The 20997-nt window shown below is 62.0% G+C and carries 19 protein-coding genes and 1 pseudogene; 13 read left to right on the forward strand and 7 right to left on the reverse strand.

Features of this window, described 5'->3' with window-relative positions; all coding sequences use genetic code 11:
* Window positions 1-30 precede the first annotated feature (30 nt).
* The 9 genes and pseudogenes from RLEG4DRAFT_RS05050 (at window position 31) to RLEG4DRAFT_RS05085 (ending at window position 6917) form a co-directional block, all read left to right on the forward strand.
* A complete protein-coding gene (locus RLEG4DRAFT_RS05050) occupies window positions 31-780 on the forward strand; it encodes an electron transfer flavoprotein subunit beta/FixA family protein (RefSeq protein ID WP_003575748.1) in 750 nt (249 codons plus the stop codon).
* A 23-nt stretch (window positions 781-803) separates the two neighbouring features.
* Entirely contained in the window at window positions 804-1733 is a 930-nt protein-coding gene (locus RLEG4DRAFT_RS05055) for an electron transfer flavoprotein subunit alpha/FixB family protein (protein ID WP_003575751.1), read from the forward strand.
* 15 nt (window positions 1734-1748) lie between these two features.
* Complete coding sequence (locus tag RLEG4DRAFT_RS05060; protein WP_003575754.1) at window positions 1749-2447, forward strand: dimethylsulfonioproprionate lyase family protein; 699 nt, start codon at window positions 1749-1751, stop codon at window positions 2445-2447.
* Between the two features lie 98 nt (window positions 2448-2545).
* On the forward strand, window positions 2546-3673 hold the full coding sequence (locus RLEG4DRAFT_RS05065; RefSeq protein WP_003575755.1) for an S-(hydroxymethyl)glutathione dehydrogenase/class III alcohol dehydrogenase: 1128 nt from the start codon (window positions 2546-2548) through the stop codon (window positions 3671-3673).
* 3 nt (window positions 3674-3676) lie between these two features.
* A complete protein-coding gene (gene fghA / locus RLEG4DRAFT_RS05070; RefSeq protein WP_003575757.1) occupies window positions 3677-4513 on the forward strand; it encodes an S-formylglutathione hydrolase in 837 nt (278 codons plus the stop codon).
* Window positions 4514-4568: 55 nt separating this feature from the next.
* Entirely contained in the window at window positions 4569-5138 is a 570-nt protein-coding gene (gene gfa, locus RLEG4DRAFT_RS05075) for an S-(hydroxymethyl)glutathione synthase (RefSeq protein WP_003575758.1), read from the forward strand.
* Between the two features lie 332 nt (window positions 5139-5470).
* On the forward strand, window positions 5471-5665 hold the full coding sequence (locus RLEG4DRAFT_RS05080; protein WP_037093259.1) for a hypothetical protein: 195 nt from the start codon (window positions 5471-5473) through the stop codon (window positions 5663-5665).
* A 59-nt stretch (window positions 5666-5724) separates the two neighbouring features.
* Window positions 5725-5867 (forward strand): annotated as a pseudogene (locus RLEG4DRAFT_RS54115) (proline racemase family protein); the annotation flags it as partial.
* A gap of 36 nt (window positions 5868-5903) precedes the next feature.
* Window positions 5904-6917: a GlxA family transcriptional regulator gene (locus RLEG4DRAFT_RS05085; RefSeq protein ID WP_003575760.1), complete on the forward strand. Its 1014-nt coding sequence runs from the start codon at window positions 5904-5906 to the stop codon at window positions 6915-6917.
* Between the two features lie 7 nt (window positions 6918-6924).
* Here the strand turns inward: RLEG4DRAFT_RS05085 and RLEG4DRAFT_RS05090 are convergent, their stop codons facing one another.
* The 3 genes from RLEG4DRAFT_RS05090 to RLEG4DRAFT_RS05100 are packed head-to-tail and all read right to left on the reverse strand — an operon-like array spanning window position 6925 to window position 10576.
* Window positions 6925-8205 carry a M24 family metallopeptidase gene (locus RLEG4DRAFT_RS05090; RefSeq protein ID WP_003575763.1) on the reverse strand — a complete coding sequence of 427 codons (1281 nt, stop codon included), beginning with the start codon at window positions 8203-8205 and terminating at the stop codon, window positions 6925-6927.
* A gap of 39 nt (window positions 8206-8244) precedes the next feature.
* The gene (locus RLEG4DRAFT_RS05095; protein ID WP_003575765.1) at window positions 8245-9333 is read right to left on the reverse strand and encodes a hybrid-cluster NAD(P)-dependent oxidoreductase; all 1089 of its coding nucleotides are present in this window, start codon (window positions 9331-9333) and stop codon (window positions 8245-8247) included.
* On the reverse strand, window positions 9323-10576 hold the full coding sequence (locus tag RLEG4DRAFT_RS05100; RefSeq protein WP_003575767.1) for an aromatic ring-hydroxylating oxygenase subunit alpha: 1254 nt from the start codon (window positions 10574-10576) through the stop codon (window positions 9323-9325). Before RLEG4DRAFT_RS05100 ends, RLEG4DRAFT_RS05095 begins: the two co-directional genes overlap by 11 nt.
* A 107-nt stretch (window positions 10577-10683) precedes the next feature.
* Between RLEG4DRAFT_RS05100 and RLEG4DRAFT_RS05105 the strand changes: the two genes are divergently transcribed.
* Window positions 10684-11571 (forward strand): LysR substrate-binding domain-containing protein, encoded by an 888-nt coding sequence (locus tag RLEG4DRAFT_RS05105; RefSeq protein WP_003575769.1) that lies wholly within the window; start codon window positions 10684-10686, stop codon window positions 11569-11571.
* Here the strand turns inward: RLEG4DRAFT_RS05105 and RLEG4DRAFT_RS05110 are convergent, their stop codons facing one another.
* The 3 genes from RLEG4DRAFT_RS05110 to RLEG4DRAFT_RS05120 all read right to left on the reverse strand — a co-directional run bounded on the left by RLEG4DRAFT_RS05110 (window position 11572) and on the right by RLEG4DRAFT_RS05120 (window position 15321).
* Entirely contained in the window at window positions 11572-13224 is a 1653-nt protein-coding gene (locus tag RLEG4DRAFT_RS05110) for an acyltransferase (RefSeq protein ID WP_003575771.1), read from the reverse strand.
* A 131-nt stretch (window positions 13225-13355) separates the two neighbouring features.
* On the reverse strand, window positions 13356-14102 hold the full coding sequence (locus RLEG4DRAFT_RS05115) for an SDR family oxidoreductase (RefSeq protein WP_003575774.1): 747 nt from the start codon (window positions 14100-14102) through the stop codon (window positions 13356-13358).
* A 31-nt stretch (window positions 14103-14133) separates the two neighbouring features.
* Window positions 14134-15321 carry an MFS transporter gene (locus RLEG4DRAFT_RS05120; protein ID WP_003575775.1) on the reverse strand — a complete coding sequence of 396 codons (1188 nt, stop codon included), beginning with the start codon at window positions 15319-15321 and terminating at the stop codon, window positions 14134-14136.
* A gap of 95 nt (window positions 15322-15416) precedes the next feature.
* Here RLEG4DRAFT_RS05120 and RLEG4DRAFT_RS05125 point away from each other — a divergent pair, with 95 nt between their 5' ends.
* On the forward strand, window positions 15417-16313 hold the full coding sequence (locus tag RLEG4DRAFT_RS05125) for a LysR family transcriptional regulator (RefSeq protein WP_003575777.1): 897 nt from the start codon (window positions 15417-15419) through the stop codon (window positions 16311-16313).
* Between the two features lie 60 nt (window positions 16314-16373).
* On the opposite strand, the gene RLEG4DRAFT_RS05130 is transcribed toward RLEG4DRAFT_RS05125, so the two are convergent.
* Window positions 16374-16868: an Lrp/AsnC family transcriptional regulator gene (locus RLEG4DRAFT_RS05130; protein WP_003575779.1), complete on the reverse strand. Its 495-nt coding sequence runs from the start codon at window positions 16866-16868 to the stop codon at window positions 16374-16376.
* A gap of 170 nt (window positions 16869-17038) precedes the next feature.
* Here RLEG4DRAFT_RS05130 and RLEG4DRAFT_RS05135 point away from each other — a divergent pair, with 170 nt between their 5' ends.
* On the forward strand, window positions 17039-17245 hold the full coding sequence (locus tag RLEG4DRAFT_RS05135; RefSeq protein ID WP_003575782.1) for a hypothetical protein: 207 nt from the start codon (window positions 17039-17041) through the stop codon (window positions 17243-17245).
* A gap of 28 nt (window positions 17246-17273) precedes the next feature.
* A complete protein-coding gene (gene putA / locus RLEG4DRAFT_RS05140; RefSeq protein ID WP_003575784.1) occupies window positions 17274-20981 on the forward strand; it encodes a trifunctional transcriptional regulator/proline dehydrogenase/L-glutamate gamma-semialdehyde dehydrogenase in 3708 nt (1235 codons plus the stop codon).
* Window positions 20982-20997 lie beyond the last annotated feature (16 nt).

Here is a 20997-nt window from a genome sequence, read left to right on the forward strand (position 1 = left end):
CGGCAGTCTAGAAATAAAGGGGTTTTGCAAATGAAGATTCTCGTGCCCGTCAAACGGGTTGTCGACTACAACGTGAAGATCCGGGTGAAGCCGGACGGTTCCGGTGTCGAGCTTGCCAATGTGAAGATGTCGATGAACCCGTTCGACGAGATCTCGGTGGAAGAGGCGCTGCGGCTGAAGGAAGCCGGTAAGGCCGAGGAAGTGGTGGTGGTCTCGATCGGCCCTGCCAAGGCCGAGGAGACGCTGAGAACCGCGCTTGCGATGGGCGCCGACCGGGCGATCCTGGTCGAGACCGACGATGCGGTCGAGCCGCTCGCCGTCGCCAAGATCCTCAGGGGTGTCGCCGATGCCGAACAGCCGGGCCTTGTTATCGTCGGCAAACAGGCGATCGACGACGACAGCAACCAGACCGGCCAGATGCTGGCGGCTCTCTTGGGCTATGCCCAGGCGACCTTCGCCTCGAAGATCGAGATCGGTGACGGCAAGGCGCAGGTCACCCGTGAGGTCGATGGCGGCCTGCAGACGATCGAGATCAAGCTGCCGGCGGTGGTCACCTCGGACCTCAGGCTGAACGAACCGCGTTATGCCTCGCTGCCGAATATCATGAAGGCGAAGAAGAAGCCGCTCGACAAGAAGTCGCCTGCCGATTTCGGTGTCGATACGACGCCGCGGCTGAAGGTGCTGAAGACCGAGGAGCCGTCCGGCCGCAAGGCCGGCGTCAAGGTCAAGTCGGTCGCCGAACTTGTCGACAAGCTGAAGAACGAAGCCGGCGTGCTTTAAGGCAGGAAAGAGAGAACACCATCATGACCATTCTTCTTCTGGCCGACCACGACAATGTCAGCCTTTCCGATCAGACCGCCAAGGCGCTGACGGCCGCTTCCCAGATCGGCGGCGACGTGCATGTGCTCGTCGCCGGCAAGGGCGCCAAGGCTGCGGCCGATGCGGCTGCCAAACTCTCCGGCGTCTCCAAGGTGCTGCTTGCCGAAAGCGACGAACTTGCCAACAATCTGGCCGAACCGCTGGCCGACCTGATCGTCTCGCTGGCAGGCAGCTATGACGCCATCCTCTCGGCCGCCACCTCGGTCGGCAAGAACGTGCTGCCGCGGGTGGCGGCGCTCCTCGATGTCGCCCAGGTCTCGGAGATCATCGAAGTGATTTCCGCCGATACCTTCAAGCGCCCGATCTATGCCGGCAATGCCATTCAGACGGTGCAGGCAAGCGATGCCAGACGAGTGATCACCGTGCGCACCGCCTCCTTTGCCTCGGCACCGACAAGCGGCTCGGCCAGCGTCGAGGCGATCCCGGCGGTCTCCGACCCGGGTCTGTCGCGTTTCGTCGGCGATGCGCTGTCGGCCTCCGACCGTCCGGAGCTGACCTCGGCGAAGATCATCCTGTCCGGCGGCCGGGCACTCGGCTCGGCCGAGAAGTTCAAGGAAGTCATCCTGCCGCTTGCCGACAAGCTCGGAGCCGCCGTCGGCGCATCCCGCGCCGCCGTCGATGCCGGTTATGCGCCGAACGATTGGCAAGTCGGTCAGACCGGCAAGGTGGTGGCGCCCGATCTCTATATCGCCTGCGGCATCTCCGGGGCCATCCAGCATCTGGCCGGCATGAAGGACAGCAAGGTGATCGTCGCCATCAACAAGGACGAGGAGGCGCCGATCTTCCAGGTTGCCGATTACGGCCTGGTCGCCGATCTGTTCGAGGCCCTGCCGGAATTGGAAAAGGCGCTCTAAGCGAGGGGACTGAACGTGGCGCGCGCGGTGGGACGTCCAATCAAACGTGGGGCCGACCTTCTTCTGAACGATGAGGAAAAGCCGGCCTATATCAGACTGCACGACATCGGCAGGGAAAGGCGTCCTCGGCCGCTGCAGGAATTCCTCAACGACGTCGGCGGCCTGATGTTGTCGGCCGACGCCCCTGCCGTCGCCAGTTTCGTCGCGGGCAAGGTTCTGCAGAGGCTGCTCAAAACAGGCAAGGTGCGCCCGCTGGAGAGTGGGCCTCTTGCCGGTGCACCCGAGGGGCTCGATGACGCCATTGGCCATCTTGCCAAATCAGGACGGAAATATGAGGCGATTGCCAGCCAATTCAGAAGTCTTGCCGACAGCCTGCTCTGGCGACGCGGCCGCTCAGGCCCGTTTGCAAGCCTGAATTTCGGCAACACGCATTCTCATGCTGTTGTGGTCGGTCCCGGCGGCATGGAGGAGCGCGCCGATCTCAGGGTCGGCGTGATCTATATGGACCGCTATACCCGTTTTCCCGATCATGTTCAGACGCAGCCTCGGGCCTTCATTCTGCTTTCGCCCGCAGAAATCTGCCTTGGCAATTCGCAGTGGTTTTCTGCCGCGACTGGCACAGTCTTCGCGAACGATGCGGGGCAATCATTCGCGATAAGATGCACGGCAAAGCCGCTTCTCGCGGTCTGGTGCCAGGTTGAGCCGGAGACGTGACGAGGTTGGTCTTCGCGGCGATCGGCGAGGGCCGGTGGAGGGGCCCAGTCTGTCCGAATATATAGCAGTCAGAATTGAATTTAAGGAAGGATATCAAAATGGACGTTCGCGCCGCCGTAGCCGTTCAGGCCGGAAAACCGCTCGAAGTGATGACCGTGCAGCTGGAAGGCCCGCGGGCCGGTGAAGTGCTGGTCGAGGTCAAGGCGACCGGCATCTGCCACACCGACGATTTCACCCTGTCCGGCGCCGATCCGGAAGGCCTGTTCCCGGCGATCCTCGGCCATGAGGGTGCCGGCATCGTCGTCGATGTCGGTCCCGGCGTCACCTCGGTCAAGAAGGGCGACCACGTCATTCCGCTCTACACGCCGGAATGCCGCGAATGTTATTCCTGCCTTTCCCGCAAGACCAATCTCTGCACGGCGATCCGCTCGACCCAGGGCCAGGGTGTGATGCCGGACGGCACCTCGCGATTCTCGATCGGCAAGGACAAGATCCATCACTATATGGGCTGCTCGACCTTCGCCAATTTCACCGTGCTGCCGGAGATTGCCCTTGCCAAGGTCAATCCCGACGCGCCCTTCGACAAGATCTGCTATATCGGCTGCGGCGTCACCACCGGCATCGGCGCGGTGATCAACACCGCCAAGGTCGAGATCGGTTCGACCGCGATCGTCTTCGGTCTCGGCGGCATCGGCCTCAACGTGCTGCAGGGCCTGCGGCTGGCCGGCGCCGACATGATCATCGGGGTCGACATCAATAATGACCGCAAGGAATGGGGCGAGAAGTTCGGCATGACGCATTTCGTCAATCCGAAGGAGGTCGGCGACGACATCGTGCCCCATCTCGTCAATATGACCAAGCGTAAAGGCGACCTGATCGGCGGCGCCGACTACACCTTCGACTGCACCGGCAACACCAAGGTGATGCGCCAGGCGCTGGAATCCTCCCACCGCGGCTGGGGCAAGTCGATCATCATCGGCGTTGCCGGCGCCGGCCAGGAGATCTCGACGCGTCCGTTCCAGCTGGTCACCGGCCGCAACTGGATGGGCACCGCCTTCGGCGGCGCGCGCGGCCGTACCGACGTGCCGAAGATCGTCGACTGGTACATGCAGGGCAAGATCCAGATCGATCCGATGATCACCCATACGATGCCGCTCGACGACATCAACAAGGGCTTCGACATGATGCACAAGGGCGAAAGCATCCGCGGCGTGGTGGTGTACTAAGCCATGAAAACCATCTCGATCGACAAGTCTTACGGCGGCACTCAAGGGGTTTATGTCCATCGCTCGGAGGCCTGCGACTGCGACATGACCTTTGCGGTATTCGTGCCGCCGCAGGCAGATAAGGGCAATTGCCCAGTGCTGTGGTACCTGTCCGGCCTGACCTGCACGCATGCCAATGTCATGGACAAAGGCGAATATCGGCGGCTTGCCGCCGAGCTCGGACTGATCGTCGTCTGCCCGGACACCAGCCCTCGCGGCGACCACGTGCCGGATGAACCCGACAATTGGCAATTCGGAAAGGGCGCCGGTTTTTACCTCGATGCCACCGAGCCGCCGTTTTCGGCGAATTATCGCATGTACAGCTACATCACCGACGAGTTGCCGCGCCTGCTTGCCGCGGAATTTCCCGTCGATATGGGCCGCCAGGGAATTTTCGGCCACTCGATGGGCGGACATGGCGCGATCACCATCGCGCTGAAGAATTCCGACCGCTTCCGGAGCTGCTCGGCGTTCGCGCCGATCAGCCATCCCTCGGTCTCCGGCTGGTCGAAACCGGCATTGCGTAAATATCTCGGAGCCGACGAGGCGACCTGGCGGGCCTATGATTCCTGCTCGCTGATCGAAGACGGGCATCGGTTCCCGGAACTGTTCGTCGATCAGGGGACGGCCGACAGCTTCCTGGAGGACGGCTTACGACCCGACGAGCTCAGGCAAGCCTGCGAGGCGGCGGGCATTCCCCTGCAGCTTCGCATGCAGGAAGGCTACGGCCACTCCTACTTTTTCATTTCGACATTCATGGAGGACCATCTGCGCTGGCACGCGCAGAGGTTGGGGAGTTGATTGCAGAGCTCGGCCGGGCATAACGCAAACGGCCAGGGAGGGAAGGAGAGAAGCAATGAGCATAGCCATTCATCCGGCATTGGATTCAGGCTTTCGAGCAACTGACGCCGCCTTTGCCGGCGGGACGCTGGTGTGCAAATGCACGAGCAATCCCGTCAAGGTGAGGATCAAGGGCGATATCGCCCATAACCACGCCTGCGGCTGCACCAAATGCTGGAAGCCCGAGGGGGCCGCCTTTTCGGTCGTGGCAGTTGCGCCGACCGAGAGCGTCGAAGTCCTCGAGAACGGCGACAAGCTCGCCGTCGTCGATGCGGCTGCCTTGATTCAGCGGCACGCCTGCAAGGAATGCGGCGTGCACATGTATGGGCCCGTCGAGCGCGAACATGCGTTCCAGGGATTGTCGTTCGTCCATCCGGAGCGCTTCCAGGAAGGCGGCTGGGCGAAGCCCGGTTTTGCGGCCTTCGTGTCGTCGATCATCGAAAGCGGCTTCGATCCTTCGAAGATGGACGCGGTCAGAGCGCAGCTGAAGGCATCGGGCCTCGAGCCCTATGATTGCCTGTCACCCGGCTTGATGGACTACATCGCAACCTGGACCGCCAAGAAGAGCGGCGTGCTCGCCTCGTAAACGCACGGGGAGCGCCGATCTCTGCGCTCCCCGACAAAGCCGCTGTTCGGATATCGGGATATCGCGCCGTGGTTTTGGTAGTAGCGACCCGGGATCGCCTTGGCGATCGGCGTCCCGGTTGTTATCTCCTACTGTCTATTGACGACCTTGATCGGCTTAGTGGACTGGCCTCGATTTGATCCAACGTGTCCGCCATACGTCCACCCGCTGCTGCGGTCGCCATGCTTAGGCTTTGGATAGGCGAGGGCTGATCGTAGCGATGCCGCCCGCATCCGCCTTATCCCCTCGATATCCGCACCGCCAAAGAGCTCATCGAAGAGACGCTCGGGACCATGCCGTCTCAAGATTTGGCTTGGCTTTGCGCTGCCGAGCATCTTGGCAGGCATTGGGGAGACATCTACGGCGCAATTAGGACACTCGACATCGCCACGCCGATCGGTGGAGCGATCGGCATCATGGTACTGATGCTTGACCGGATAACCAGAGTCTCGCTCGGCTGGAACATGGAGGAACTCGTGAATCCGTAAGCCTTTCATTTTCGCCTGGCGCCTTCCTTCCTGGTGCTGGCCGTCGATTGGCTCAACACACAACCTTCACAGGCCGCGTTGACGCAGACGCAGGTACACGACCTTAAGCCGGCATTATCGAAGGCTGGGCGCATGTCGTCGGCCACAAAACCATTTTGTTGACGACCGTGATCCGCTCGCGCACGGTTTTCAGATTCGATGATCGCGGCTTGTGAGCAGAGGCGGCAAGGAGATGACTATGCGACCGGAGCAGCATCGGCAGGGAGACGGCGCCGCGAAATCCGGTGCCCGGCTCAAGGTGGGGTTCGTGCTGTCGCGGTCGTTTACGCTGTCGGCCTTCGCACTCTTCATCGACACGCTGCGGCTTGCCAGTGATGAGCAGGATCGGTCCGGAAGGGTGCTTGCCGACTGGCAGGTGATCGGCAGCACGCGGCATCTGATCACCTCGAGCTGCGGCGTCCAGGTTGCTCCGACCTCCGATTTCGTCGATCCGTTGAAATTCGACTACATCGTCGTCGTTGGTGGGCTTCTGACGGTGGAAAACCCCGTCGACCAGCAGACCATCACCTTTCTCAAGCAGGCGGATGCCAAGAAGGTGCCGTTGATCGGCGTCTGCACCGGGTCGTTCATTCTTGCGGCCGCGGACCTGATGAAGCGGCACGAGTCCTGCGTGAGCTGGCTGCATTACAAGGAGTTTCGCGAGCGGTTTCCCGACCTCGGCGTTCGGTCCGACCGGCTCTTCAATCTCGATCGCCAGCGCGGATCCTGCGCCGGCGGCAGCAGCGCGGCCGACATGGCGGCGTTGCTGGTCAGGAAATATATCAGCCGGGATGCCGAGCGAAATGCGCTTGAGGTGCTTCAGATCGAAAAGGCCCGGGCGCCGGCGGACATACAGCCCCGCCGTCCGCTGTATGACGATTATGACGACGCCCGCGTCAAGGCGGCGATGATTACGATGGAACAGTTCGTCGACGGCAGCATATCGATCCAGAAGCTTGCCGCGATGGTTGGCCTGTCACGGCGGCAGTTGGAGAGAATTTTCATCGACAAGACGGGAATGTCTCCTGCCAAGGCCTATAATCGGGTCCGCATGGAGCGGGCAAAATCGATCCTGGTCCAGTCGAAGGCGCCGCTGATCGAGATCGCGCTTGACGTCGGCTTCGAAAATGCCTCGCAGTTCACGCGAACTTTCAAGCGGACCTTCGGGCAGACCCCGTCGCAGCATCGCGCGGCGGCTTCAAGAGCGCACTGAGCAGGCTTCAGATGTCTTCCCACGGGAAGCTGTCCAGCCGCTCCGCGCCCTCGGCCGTGATCAGGGCCTGGGTTTCCAGTTTGATGCTCTCGGACCCGGCCTCGGCGATCAGGCTTTCGACGTTGAGCACCATGTTCTCCTCGATGATGCCGCTGAAATCGGCATCGAAATCCGGGTGCAGCGGCACCCCCGGCCATTCGTCGGCCATGCCGGTGCCGTGCAGGGCCAGGGTGTAGCGATAAGGCTGATATTTCTCCGGGATTTGCCACGACAGTTCGTTGAACTCCCGAAACGTCATGCCGGGCCTGATGACTGACAGATTATGTTCGATCTGGTCCCTGGCTGCCGCGTAAAGCTCCTTCTGCTTGGAATTCATCGCCACATGTCCACACGTCCACGAGCGCGAGAGGTCGGCGCAATAGCCGTAGGGGCCGATCATATCGGTGTCGAAGGAGATCATCTCGCCGCGCTCGATCACGTAGTCCGAACATTCCTGATACCAGGGATTGGTTCTGGTGCCCGCGGTCAGCAGTTTGGTTTCCAGCCACTCGCCGCCGCTACGCGCATTTTCGAAGTGCAGCTCGGCCCAGATCTCCCGCTCGGTGCGGCCTGGCTCCGATACCTCGTACATCCGCGCCATGCCGGCTTCGCAGATGCGGATCGTCCAGCGCATCAGCTCGATTTCCTCGGGGCTCTTGATCGATCGCGCCCGTTCGGCCAGCTCCTGGCCGTCGAGAAGGGTAAATCCGCGTTCGGTAAGTTCGAACGCGCCTGAAGGCTCGAGCCTGTCGACGGCGATGCGTCTGTTGGCGGCATTCCCCTTCACGATGTCGGAGATCTCGTCCGCCCAGGCCTTCAGGCGGGGTTCCACGAGGTTGCCCGCGGTGAAGAAGATCCAGGATTTCGATGGCCGGATTTCGTCGATGCCGGACAGCCCGTCATTGACGTGTTCGGCGCCTTCGAATTCGAAAATGATCGCCGGGCCGTCGGCCAGGATCAATGCATAACGTGAGGGATTATGCATCGTCCAGATGCTCATATTCGAGGAGTCGAAGGCATAGCGGATGTTGACGGGATCATAGAGCAGCAGGGCGCCGCAATCCCATTCGCGCATCTTCATGCGCAGCCGCTCCAGCCGGTAGCGACGCGCCTGGTCAAGCGTCGCGGGGGGCACCGGACTGATGAGAGGCCGGTCCGCTCCATCGGGATTGAGGTAGGCCTGCTTGCGCTCGTCCTTGAAGACGGCCGAGCCGGTCAGCTCGACGGAATCGTTTTCGTCTCGCAACATCGGCATGATCCCTGTTGTCGGTGAGTATTGCGGTGTCGCTCAGCGTTCGATGACGAGATCGCTGAGCGGCTTCGAGCAGCAGGGCAGGAAAAAGCCGGCGTCGATCTCGCGTTGCCGGATACCGCCATTATGGTTCATCTCCACCGAGCCGGAGACAAGCTTCGACTTGCAGGTTCCACAGACCCCGTTCGAGCACGAGGAGGGCAGGCGGACGCTGCCCTTCTTTGCCGCTGAAAGCACGGTCTGGTCCGACGGGACTTCCAACGTCTTATTCTGTTTCGAGAATTCGACCTGGAAAGCCCTCGTCGTCGGCCGTGCTTCGACTTCGAGGCCTGGCTCGTCGATGACCGCGGCGTCGAAGCTCTCTTCGATATAATTTTCTGCCGGGACGCCGAGAGCAGCCGTTATCGATCGCGCCGCCGCCATGAACGGGGCGGGACCGCAGCACATGACGACGCGTTCGGCGATGTCGGGAACGGCAAGCTTGAGGAATTCCGGCGAGATCCGGCCGGTCAGCCCTGGCCATGATAATTCGCCGGCGACCGTCTCGGGAAGAAACTGGAGACGCAGTCCCTTCATCCTCGCTGCGAGCCCCGAAAGGTCATGGCGAAAGATCAGATCGGCAGGCGTTCTCGCCGCGTGCAGGAAGACGATGTCCGACGCTTCGTAGCGGTCTGCCAGATCCCGCGTGATCGACATGACGGGCGTGATGCCCGAACCTCCGGAGAGTAGCAGAAGCTTGATCTTCTTGCCGTTGGGCCGGACGAAATGACCAAGCGGTCCCTGACCCTTGACGGTCATGCCTGGCGCCATGTGGTCATGGAGCCAGTTTGATATCCTGCCGCCGGGCACGCGCTTGACCGTCACCGTAAAGGCGTTGCTTCGATGGGGCGACGACGAGATGCTGTAGCATCGTGCCTCGCCATCCGAACCCGTCGGGAAGTCGAACAGAAAATACTGGCCGGCATCGAAGTGGAAATGCTTGCCTTCGGGCGACGCGAACGTGAAGCTTTTCACGTCATGCGTCTCCTGATGGACGTCGAGACAGACGAGGGTCTCGTCCGTCTCCGGATCCCAGACCTGCTGCGCGCTCTGACCTAGACGCATGGATGTGAGATCAATACCCATGAGCGCGCATCCGGTCGATGTACCAGGTAGCGAACTTGTCGAGGTTCGTCTCGGAGAAGCGGGAATAGGGGCCCGGCTGATAGGCGGGATCCGTTGCGCCGGCGTGAGAGCGGGCGACGAGATCGGCGTCCTGATCCGTCGTTGCGACCCAGACATCCGTCAGCTTGTCGAGATCGTAGTCGACCCCTTCGACGGCGTCCTTGTGGACCAGCCACTTGGTACGGACCAGCGTCTTGCCCGCCGAGAGCGGGATGACGGTTGCGACCACCGCATGGTCGCCCATGAAGTGGTTCCAGCTGTTATGACCCCAGAGATGGGTGTCGCCGAGATCCTTGCGGGTCATTTGTCCGAGAAGTTTAGACGATGCGGCGGTGGCGTCGTGGGTCTGGGATTCGCCGGCGCCTGCGATGATCAGCCGCTGCGTGCGGAAGTTGGTGGCGCAGTCGGCGAGCTGTTCGACGGCAGCCGAGGGAAAGCCGTCGGCTTCCCATGCCTTGGTCCGCTCTTCATACATCCTGAAATGCTCTTCGGCCTGTTCGCGATCCTCCGGGCTCAGCGTCTCAGGGTCGAAACCGAAGTCGAGATCGACGAAGGAGACGCAGAGTTCCGGATGGTTGGCGGAGCAGTGATAGCACTCGCGATTGTTCTCCATCGTCAGCTTCCAGTTGCCGTCCTCGATGACATCGGTCTGGTGCGCGATCTTGGTATTGCGGATATCGTAGGGCGCGAGGCGCTCGACCATCGCCTGTTCGAGGCCGGCAATGTCCTCGGGCGGATTGTCGGAGAGGCAGACGTAGATCAGGCCGCCGATCGATTTGAAGGTAACCGGCTTGAGACCATGGCAGTCCTTGTCGAAATCCTTGCCCATATGGGGCGCGTAGCTGAGCTCGCCCGTCAGCTCATAGGTCCAGGTGTGATAGGGACAGACGAGCTTCGAAACGATCGTGTTGCCGGGGTTGAGAAGACGGGAGCCGCGATGGCGGCAGACATTGTGCAGCACCCGAATTTCACCGTCGTCGTCGCGCAGCAGGATCAGGCTCGTCTTGCCGATATCGATCACCGTGGCGTCGCCGGGTTCGGGGACATCACAGTCGAGGCCGACACAAATCCAGTGCTTGTGGAAGAAGACGTCGATATCAGCTTCGAAAACGTCTTCTCTGACATAGAGGCCGGCCGGAAGCGAATGACCTTCAGAGCGGGAGTCGAGCAGTGCTGAAATGGAAGATGGGAGCCTGTTTAGCATCAGAACCTCTTATGTGAGAGTTTCCCTAGATTGCGCTTGCAGTGCTGGGCTTTCAACGGCATAAAAAATCACGCTCGCATAAGTTTTTCTCATGTGAAGAGGCCGAGATGCAATTTCGAAGACGGCTTCCGTCGCTGACCGCATTGGTGACCCTGGAGGCGGTGCTGCGCAGGAAAAGCTTCACCCTGGCAGCAAGCGAACTCGGGGTCACCCAAGCCGCGGTCAGCCGGCAGATCGCGTTGCTGGAGGAGGAGTTCGGCCTGGCCTTATTCGTGCGCAAGCATCGCGCGATCGAGCCGACGGCGGCGTGCATCAGCCTTGGCGCGACACTGGCGAAGAGTTTCGCCGATATCGCCGAGAGTGTGGAAGCGCTTCAGTCGCGCAGTCAGGACGTGGTGACGATCGGCGCAACCGTTGCATTCTCTTCCTTCTGGTTGCTGCCGCGGCTGGCTGAATTCCGCCGCGCCAATCCTGGCATTCTGGTGCGGGTGATATCCCAGGACAGCCCGATTGCGCTGGACGGCGGGGAGGTCGACGTGGCGATTCGCTACGGCCTGCCTCCCTTCAGCGATGGAACGGTCATCGCCTCGCGCGGCGATGTCATTTCCCCCGTCTGCTCTCCCGACTATCTCCGGCGTCGAGGAGATGGTCCGCTCGGCTCGGCGGACGAATTCATCGAAACGGATGTTGTCGATCGTTCCTGGTATAGCTGGTCGCAATGGGTTTCGTTCACCGGCGCCAATATCGAGGTCAAGCCGTCGCTTCGGTTCAGCCATTATACCGAGACCATCGCCGCCGCACGCGCCGGGCAGGGCATTGCCTTGGGATGGCGCATGCTGATCGGCACTTTTCTCGATGACGGAACCCTGGTGCGCGCCGAAGAAAGCGAGCTTGCCGCGGAAGATCGCTATAACGTGATAGTGCCTGTCAAAGCCAAGCGCAGTAATGCCCGCGACCTCGCCGCCGCCTGGCTGACCGCATCGCTGCACGGTTGATCATAAGCCGAGCCCGGACGTTGCCGTCCGGTGCACACCTTGCGGGACGAAGGTGAACCGATCCGACAGACCCAGAAAATCCGCGGCCAGATGAACGACGGAAAGCCACATTTCCGTTCCCTGCAGGCTCGGTTCACCGCCGTCGGCGAATGGAAAGCCCTCGCCATCCCGCCATCGACCCAAGGCTCTTGAGATGAGATTGCGGGCGATCACCTCGCCATCGGCTCGCCTGTAATCGGTTTGCCGGGCAATCAGCAGCAGCGGATGGATCGTATCGAGCAGGTTACACGCATTGTATTGCGCGCCAACAAAACCCTTGTGATTGCGATAATTGAGGTGAACCGTTTCGAGCGAAGCCTGCGGGTGGGGAAGCGGAAGGCCGAATTGCGCGTAGGTGCCGCGCGTCAGGCGATAAAAGCCGTTCACCGGCTGCAGCCATCCTTCCAGCGCCGTCGGCTCGCCCCATAGGCCGGAGACGGTATTGGCATTGCGGCCCAGCCACTCGAAGAGCGCCTGGCGGGGACCTCTGATGCCGAAATGCCTGGCATTGAAGTACATGGCGGTGCCGATGGCATCGACCACGCTGCCGGCGTGCCATGCCCGGCTCGACCAGGGCAAGGCGCTCAGCCATTGCTCCAGCTCGTCAGCGCCGAGCTGTACCGCCTGGATGGGGTGTCGTGGCCCAGAGCCAAGCAGCTCAAGTGCATAGCCGACCGAAAGGATGTTGTAGAGTGCCTTCGGATCTTCCCTCAACGCCCGGTCATTCACACGGGAATGCTCTTCCGGGAAAAGGCCGGTCTCGCGATCCTGAAGCCCTTGGAGAAGCGCGACGGTCTCCGACGGAACGAGGCCCGCCGGCAAGTGGCCGAAACCGGCGGCGATCTCGATTGCATCGCATAGATGCCGGATCGCCGGTCTCCTGACGCCGTCCGCCTCCAGCGATTCATAGGATTCCGACGTTTTCCAGCGTGCGAGAATATCCGGCCATTGCTCTTTGGCTTTCTGGCCAAGCCTGACCAGTTGATCTTCGACGTCTGCAGAGCCGGATTTCTTCGCCGCCGAGCCCCGGCTTCGAAGCACCCTTGCCGGAACGCCGCCGGCAATCGACAAAGCGGGAATGTCCTGCGTGACCACGGCCCCGGCGGCGATCACCGCACCATTTCCGATCGTGACGCCATCAAGGATTACGCAATTTGCGCCGATCCAGACATCGTCACCGATCACGATGCCGAGGCTGATGACTCCCTGGCGGTGTATAGGTCGATCAGGATCGTCGAAGCCGTGATTGAAGCCGACAATCGATGCGTGCGAGGCAATCCGTACCCCATTGCCGCATGTCACCTTGCCGGACACGCAGGCATAGGGATTGATGCTGCAGTCGTCGCCGAGGATCACGTCACCTCGAACGAGCGCGTGCCCGGCGATCCAGGACCGCTCGCCCATCGCCAGGCTTTCGGTGAAGATCGCGGCACCCTCGGCAATATAGGATGTCTCGGCCAATTCAGCCCCGCACGCCCGCCGAAGCTCCGCCTTGCGGGCGAGGTGCGAGGGATGATCGAGGTCGGATGCAATGCGTTCCCACGGAAGATATTGAAGCCTGCGCGCTTCCCCATCTTCGCTCGCCGATGTTTGCGGACGATTGGCGTGATCCATCCTGCTCCTCATTCGCGGATTCGGCTGCCGAATATTCGTCTGCCTTCAGCGGTCGTTTGGCGCCCGGCATCAGACAGCGTGATCCGGTCGAAAGCAAGACTGCCGACGATGATAACCAGAACGCGCTCAGGTCAGACGGGCTGAGCCGTAGGCCGGAACAGGATTTCGTTGATATCGACATTGTCGGGCTCGTTCACCGCGAAGGCGACCGTTCGGGCGAAGGTGTCGGCGCCGATGGCGATCTGGCTGACGAACTCCTTCGTGCCCGCCTGAATGTCCTTTTCGCTGATATGTTCGAGGAGCTCGGTGCTGACCGCGCCGGGTGAAATGATCGTCGTGCGAATATTATACGGCTTCACTTCCCCTCGCAGCCCTTCCGAGAGGGCGCGGACGGCGAACTTCGTGGCGCAATAGACGGCAGCACCTGGATCGACCACATGGCCGTAGACCGAGGACACGTTGATGATGTGCCCAGACTTCTGCGTCTTCATATGGGGAAGCGCTGCCGCGATGCCGTAGAGCACGCCCTTTATATTCACGTCGATCATGCGATCCCATTCGTCGACTTTGAGCCGTTCGAGCGGCGCGAGCGGCATCAGGCCCGCATTGTTCAGCATCACATCGATACGACCGTACGCATCGACCGCCGCGTCGACGAGGTTCTTGACCTGATATCGATCCGTTACATCGGTCTGGACGGCCTTGGCCCTATAGCCTTTGCCGGTCAGTTCCGCAGCCAGTGCGGTGATGCGATCGCTGCGGCGCGCCCCGAGGACGACCGAGGCGCCGCGCTCGGCGAGGTGACGTGCGGTGGCTTCGCCAAGTCCGCTGCTTGCCCCGGTGATGACGACGACTTTGTTTGTGATTCCTTCAGACATGACGATCTCCTGGTTTGAGGCTTCGGAAGGTTCAGGCACGACGGCCGGCTAGGGCGGCAAGGGCAGCCGAACCGGTGAGAAGGCAGGCGGCCAGAAGGAAGGTGCTCCACCATCCCGTGGTGTCGAACAATACGCCGCCGGCGAAAGCGCCGCCAGCAATGGCGAGTTGGATCAGCGCCACTTGCAGTCCACCTGCCGCTTCCAGCTCGCCGGGGACGATCGCGGCCATCCAGGTGTTCCAGGCGACCGGAATAGGGGTGGAGAAAAATCCCCACAGGACGAGCAGAGATACGGTAATCGCCGCAATCGGGCTGAGAGCGATCAGCAGCAAGGCAAGGATCGCCAGAGCAGCCGGCAATCCGACGAGAAAGAGCAGGAGGTGCCGCCGGGCGAGGAAGCCGATAACGGAGGTTCCTGCCAGGCCGCCGACGCCAAGGCCGAGAAGCACCATGGACAGGGTATTCAATCCCAATCCCGTGACGACCTCGAGGAACGGACGAAGGTAAATGGAGAGTGCGTTCTGGCCGATGAAGGCGAGACCGGTCGCCGCCATTCCAACCGCGAATGTGCGATTTCGCAGCAGCCCGAGGATGTTGGCCGCCGAGACGATGGCAGTTGCCGGCATCCTCGGCAGGACGACCAGTTGCCAGGCGAGTGCGGCCATTCCGATCGGCACGGTGACCAGGAAGGCACCGCGCCATCCGATCAGCCCGCCGAGGAAGCTGCCGAGCGGTGCGGCAAGGACGAGCGCGAATGCGGTGCCGCCCTGCAGCAGGGCGATAGCCTTGGGCAGGTCATGGCTGGAGGCCAGGCGTGACAGAATAGCCGTCGACAGCGACCAGAAGCCGCCGATCGACATGCCGACCAGAGCCCGTCCGACGAGAAAGACGAGGAAGTTCGGCGCAAGGGCAACCGCCAGGCTCGAAGCAACCAGAACCACCGTATAGAGCAGGACGACAGTCTTCCGGTCGATCTTCGCCAGGAAAGCATTGCCGAAAAGGCTGGTGACAACCGCAAAGACGCCCGACACGGTGATCGCCATCCCGGCCTGGCCCTCAGACACCGAGAGCTCCGCAGCGATCGGGATCAGAAGGCTGACAGGCAGGAACTCCAGCCCCACGAGAAGAAAGGTAAGAAGCGAGAGACAGGTCACCGCCGCCCACGGGGTTGCTGCGCCTTCAATCGTCGGCGCCTCATCCAATGTCAGCTCAATGGTCATCCATGCTCTCCTGTCCGTTGCGGAGATAAATAACCGCGCTGGTTTTGCGCGACTAGGAGCTATAATCTGAATGTCGTGATGAAGGAGATTCAACAATGCGGCGGGACGAGTTCACCGAAATGCGGGCTTTCCTGGAAGTGGCTCGGGAACGGAGTTTCACGCGCGCCGCATCGAAGCTGGGTGTGACGCGATCGGCGCTCAGCCACACGATCGGCGCGCTTGAAGAGCGGCTCGGCGTCCGTCTTCTGTCGCGGACGACACGCGATGTCGCCCCGACGGCGGCTGGCGCGCGCCTCGTGGAAAGCATTCAACCGCATTTCGAGAGCATTGCCGCCGGAATCAGTGCAATCAGCGCACTGCGTGGCAGGCCCTCAGGGGAAGTCCGGATCGTCTGTCCCGACGACGCCGTCGACCTGGTGTTCCGTCCGCGACTGCCGGCATTTCTGAGCGATTACCCTGAGATTGCCGTGGAACTCTTCGTCGACAATGGATTCACAAATATCGTCGAACGCCAGTTCGACGCCGGCGTCCGGCTTGGAGAAGCGATTGCCCGCGACATGGTGGCTGTTCGCATCGGCCCCGACGTCACCTATGCCGTCGTCGGATCACCGCAGTATCTTGCGCGCCGCGCCGCGCCTTCGACCCCGCAAGACCTGACGGACCACAATTGCGTCAACCTTCGGCTTCCGACTTCGGGCGGGCTCTACGCCTGGGAGTTCGAAAGGGACGGTCGCGACTTTAGTGTCCGGGTCGAGGGCCAGCTGACGATGAGCCATATAGGACCGGCGATCAATGCCGCCCTTGACGGCATCGGCCTCGCCTATGCGCCGAAGGATCTCGTCCGGCCATACCTCGACAGCGGCCAGTTGCAGGAAGTGCTGGCGGACTGGGCTCCGACCTTTCAAGGCTATCGCCTCTATTACCCCAGCCGGCGCCATCCATCGCCGGCTTTCTCTGCATTTGTCGAAGCCTTTCGCTACCGGCATAGGTAGGCCCAAACGCAGGTCGGGGCTTCATGCGAGAAAGTAGTTGTATCCGCCAGGGTCATATAATCACGAAAGGCTCGAACCGAACTTGTCCCAGCCTTCCTTGATCGTCTCCATCGCGACGTTCGTCGACGTGTTGGCAACGTGCGGCAGTGTCGAGATGCGCTCGCCGAGAACGCGGCGATAGCGGCCGATATCGCGGGTGCGAATCTTCAGGAGATAGTCGAACCGGCCGGCGATCATGTGGCACTCTTCGACTTCCTTGATCTTCTTGATGGCGTCGTTGAAGCTTTTCAGCGCAGCCTCACGGGTGTCGGAGAGCTTCACCTCGACGAAAGCGATATGGTCGAGCTGCATTTTCGCAGGATTGAGCACGGCCTTGAAGCCTTCGATGTATCCGTCGCTGATCAGCCGCTTGAAGCGGATCTGGCAGGGTGTCTTCGAAAGCCCCACGCGCGCCGCGAGATCGGTGATCGACAGCCTGCCGTCCTCGGCGAGCGCCGCGAGAATCTTCCTGTCGAACTGGTCTAATTCACTAAAGACGTCGATTTCTGTGGCCATCTGAACTCTCAGTGATCGCTTATTAAGTTCATACAGCTTGAAAAGCGCTAAAATCAAGTGAGATCGCAATTTACGGCTATGATAGATTATGCGTCGATAGCGGGAGGAAGGCGTGAGCGCCTGGCGCATTGCCGAAATCGGTATCGACGCCGCACCAATGGGGATCATGGATGCACGAGAAAAAATCGGATGACGATCAGAAACCCGACCTGCTCGTTCACTACCGGCCGGTGGCGATCAGAGCGGTTGCAGCGGCATTCACCCTGAAGCGCGACAAGCCGGATGCGCGCCCGCTTCGCGAGACGGAATATTCCGGCCCCGCTTTTATCGATGATGCGCACTGGGACGATGAGCCCGGTGTTCCATTTATCCGTTAGACGAAACATTGATTGATCAGGAACTCCCATGTTGAACGCAGCGATCGACCCCGCATCCTCCAATGATCCCGCCGATAGGGCGCCGTTCGCCGGCTTTGCCCCGCCGATCCGGCCGCAATCCGAGCTTCGCCAGGCGATCACGGCGGCCTATCGCCGTCCGGAAACCGAATGCCTGCCGCCGCTCGTGGCTGCCGCACGCGTCTCCGAGGCGAAGCGCTATGACATTCGCAGCACGGCCCGCACGCTGATCGAGGCGCTGCGCGCCAAGCACAAGGGCACCGGCGTCGAGGGGCTGGTGCAGGAATATTCGCTCTCCAGCCAGGAGGGCGTGGCGCTCATGTGCCTTGCCGAAGCGCTGCTGCGCATTCCCGATACCGATACCCGCGATGCGCTGATCCGCGACAAGATCTCCGAGGGAAACTGGACCTCGCATATCGGCGGCGGCAAATCCATGTTTGTCAACGCCGCCACCTGGGGTCTCGTTGTCACCGGCAAGCTGACGTCGACGGTCAACGACCGCAGCCTGTCGGCGGCGCTGACACGGCTGATCGCGCGCGCCGGCGAGCCGGTCATTCGCCGCGGCGTCGATATGGCGATGCGCATGATGGGCGAGCAATTCGTCACCGGCGAAACCATCGAAGAGGCGCTGAAACGCGCCCGGCCGCTCGAAGCGCGCGGCTTCCGCTATTCCTACGACATGCTGGGCGAGGCCGCGACGACCGCCGCCGACGCTGAACGTTATTTCAAGGACTATGAGAAGGCGATCCATGCCATCGGCAAGGCGTCGAACGGACGCGGCATCTATGACGGCCCTGGCATTTCGATCAAGCTTTCGGCCCTGCATCCCCGCTATGTGAGGGCACAGGCCGGCCGGGTGATCGGCGAGCTGCTGCCGAAGGTCAAGGCGCTGGCCGCGCTCGCAAAGTCTTATGACATCGGCCTCAACATCGACGCTGAAGAGGCCGACCGGCTGGAGCTTTCGCTCGATCTGCTCGAGGAACTCTGCTTTGCCCCGGATCTCGCCGGCTGGAACGGGCTGGGCTTCGTCGTCCAGGCCTATGGCAAGCGCTGCCCCTTCGTGCTCGATTATATCATCGATCTCGCCCGTCGGTCCGGGCGCCGGATCATGCTGCGTCTGGTCAAGGGCGCCTATTGGGATGCGGAGATCAAACGCGCCCAGCTCGACGGTCTCGACGACTATCCGGTCTATACCCGCAAGATCTATACCGACGTCGCCTACATCGCCTGCGCCCGCAAGCTGCTTGCCGCCCCCGATGCCGTCTTCCCGCAGTTTGCCAGCCACAACGCGCAGACGCTGGCGACGATCTATCATCTCGCCGGCCCCGATTTCGCCGTCGGCAAATACGAGTTCCAGTGCCTGCACGGCATGGGCGAACCGCTCTATGACGAAGTCGTCGGCAAGGAAAAGCTTGACCGGCCCTGCCGCATCTATGCGCCTGTGGGGACACATGAGACGCTGCTTGCCTATCTGGTGCGGCGTCTCCTGGAAAACGGCGCCAATTCCTCCTTCGTGCACCGCATCTCCGATCCGAACGTCTCGGTCGAGGCGCTGATCGCCGATCCCGCCGAAACGGTCGCCGCCATGCCGGTGGTCGGCGCCCCGCACGCGCAGATCGCCGCGCCGAAGGCGCTTTATGGCAGCGCCCGCGCCAATTCCGATGGTCTCGATCTCTCAAACGAGGCGACCCTCTCCGATCTGGCGCAGGTGCTCGCCGCTTCAGCTGCCAACCCGTGGCATGCGCTTCCCATCCTTGCCGATGGCTCCACGGATGGGGTGACACGGGACGTCCTCAATCCCGCCGATCACCGCGATGTCGTCGGCACGGTCACCGAGCTGAAGGTCGAGGACGCCGCCCGCGTCGTTGCAATGGCGGCCGAATATGCGCCACAATGGGCGGCCGTACCGCCGGCCGAGCGCGCGGCTTGCCTGGAGCGGGCGGGCGACATCATGCAGGCCCGCATCAAGACGTTGATGGGCATCATCATGCGCGAGGCCGGCAAATCCGCCGCCAATGCCGTCGGCGAGGTGCGTGAGGCAATCGACTTCCTGCGTTATTACGCCGAACAGGCGCGCAAGACCCTCGGGCCGTCGCATGCGCCGCTCGGCCCGATCGTCTGCATCAGCCCGTGGAATTTCCCGCTGGCGATCTTCACCGGGCAGGTTGCTGCAGCACTCGTGGCCGGCAATCCTGTGCTTGCCAAGCCTGCCGGCGTGACGCCGATCATCGCCTCGGAGAGTGTCAAGATCCTCCACGAGGCGGGCGTGCCTGTGGGCGCCCTGCAGTTCGTGCCTGGCAGCGGCCGCCTCGGCGCCGGCATGGTGGGCGCCGCGGAAACGGCCGGCGTGATGTTTACCGGCTCGACCGAAGTTGCCCGGATGATCCAGGCGCAGCTCGCCGAACGGCTGTCTTCGACCGGCAAGCCGATCCCGCTGATTGCCGAAACCGGCGGCCAGAACGGCATGATCGTCGACTCCTCGGCTTTGGCCGAACAAGTGGTGGCCGACGTCATTGCCTCGGCTTTCGACAGCGCCGGCCAGCGATGCTCGGCGCTCCGCGTTCTCTGCCTGCAGGACGATGTCGCCGACCGGACCCTCAACATGCTGAAGGGCGCCTTCCGCGAGCTGACGATCGGCCGCACCGACCGGCTGAGCATCGATGTCGGCCCCGTCATCAACGACGGCGCCAAGGCGGAGATCGACCAGCATATCGAGCAGATGCGCGGTATGGGCCGCAAGGTCGATCAACTGCCGCTGCCCGAAACTGCGACAGCCGGCACCTTCGTCCCGCCGACGATCATCGAGATCAAGGCCCTGTCTGATCTGACGCGGGAGATCTTCGGCCCGGTCCTGCATGTCGTCCGCTTCAAGCGAAACGGGCTCGATCGCCTGATCGACGATATCAACGCATCGGGCTACGGCCTCACCTTCGGGCTTCACACCCGGCTTGACGAAACGATCGCGCATGTGACGAGCCGCATCAAGGCCGGCAACCTCTACGTCAACCGTAACATCATCGGCGCCGTCGTCGGCGTGCAGCCTTTCGGTGGCCGCGGCCTGTCGGGCACCGGCCCGAAGGCCGGCGGTCCGCTCTATATCGGCCGGCTGGTGCAGCGCGCACCGGTGCCACCGCAGCAGGATTCCGTTCATACCGATCTTGCCCTTCGCGACTATATCGTCTGGCTCGACAAGAAGGGCTTGCCGGGCGAAGGGGAAGCGGCGCGCGGATATGCGAGCCGTTCGGCGCTTGGGCTCGAACGGGAACTGGTTGGTCCCGTCGGAGAACTCAATCTCTACGCGCTCCATCCCCGCGGCCGCATTCTTGCCGTGCCGCAGACCGAAAGTGGGCTCTATCGCCAGATCGCCGCAGCACTGTCGACGGGCAACCACGTCGTTGTCGACGCCGGCTCCCTGCCGAAATCAGTCCTGGCGGATCTCCCGGCGGCTGTTGCCAGCCGGGTTTCCTGGACGTCGGATTGGGAAAAGGACGGGCCATTCTCGGGCGCACTGGTCGAAGGGGATCGCGACAGGGTCCTGATCGTCAATCGAAAGATTGCTGCTCTGCCGGGTCCGCTTCTCCTGGTCCAGGCCGCGACGAGCGAAGAATTGGCGAGCGATCCCGAGGCCTATTGCCTGAACTGGCTGCTGGAGGAGGTGTCGACATCGATCAACACCGCGGCTGCCGGCGGCAATGCGAGCCTCATGGCGATCGGCTAATTGATAGGCCGAGGCC

The organism is Rhizobium leguminosarum bv. trifolii WSM2297, assembly GCF_000271845.1.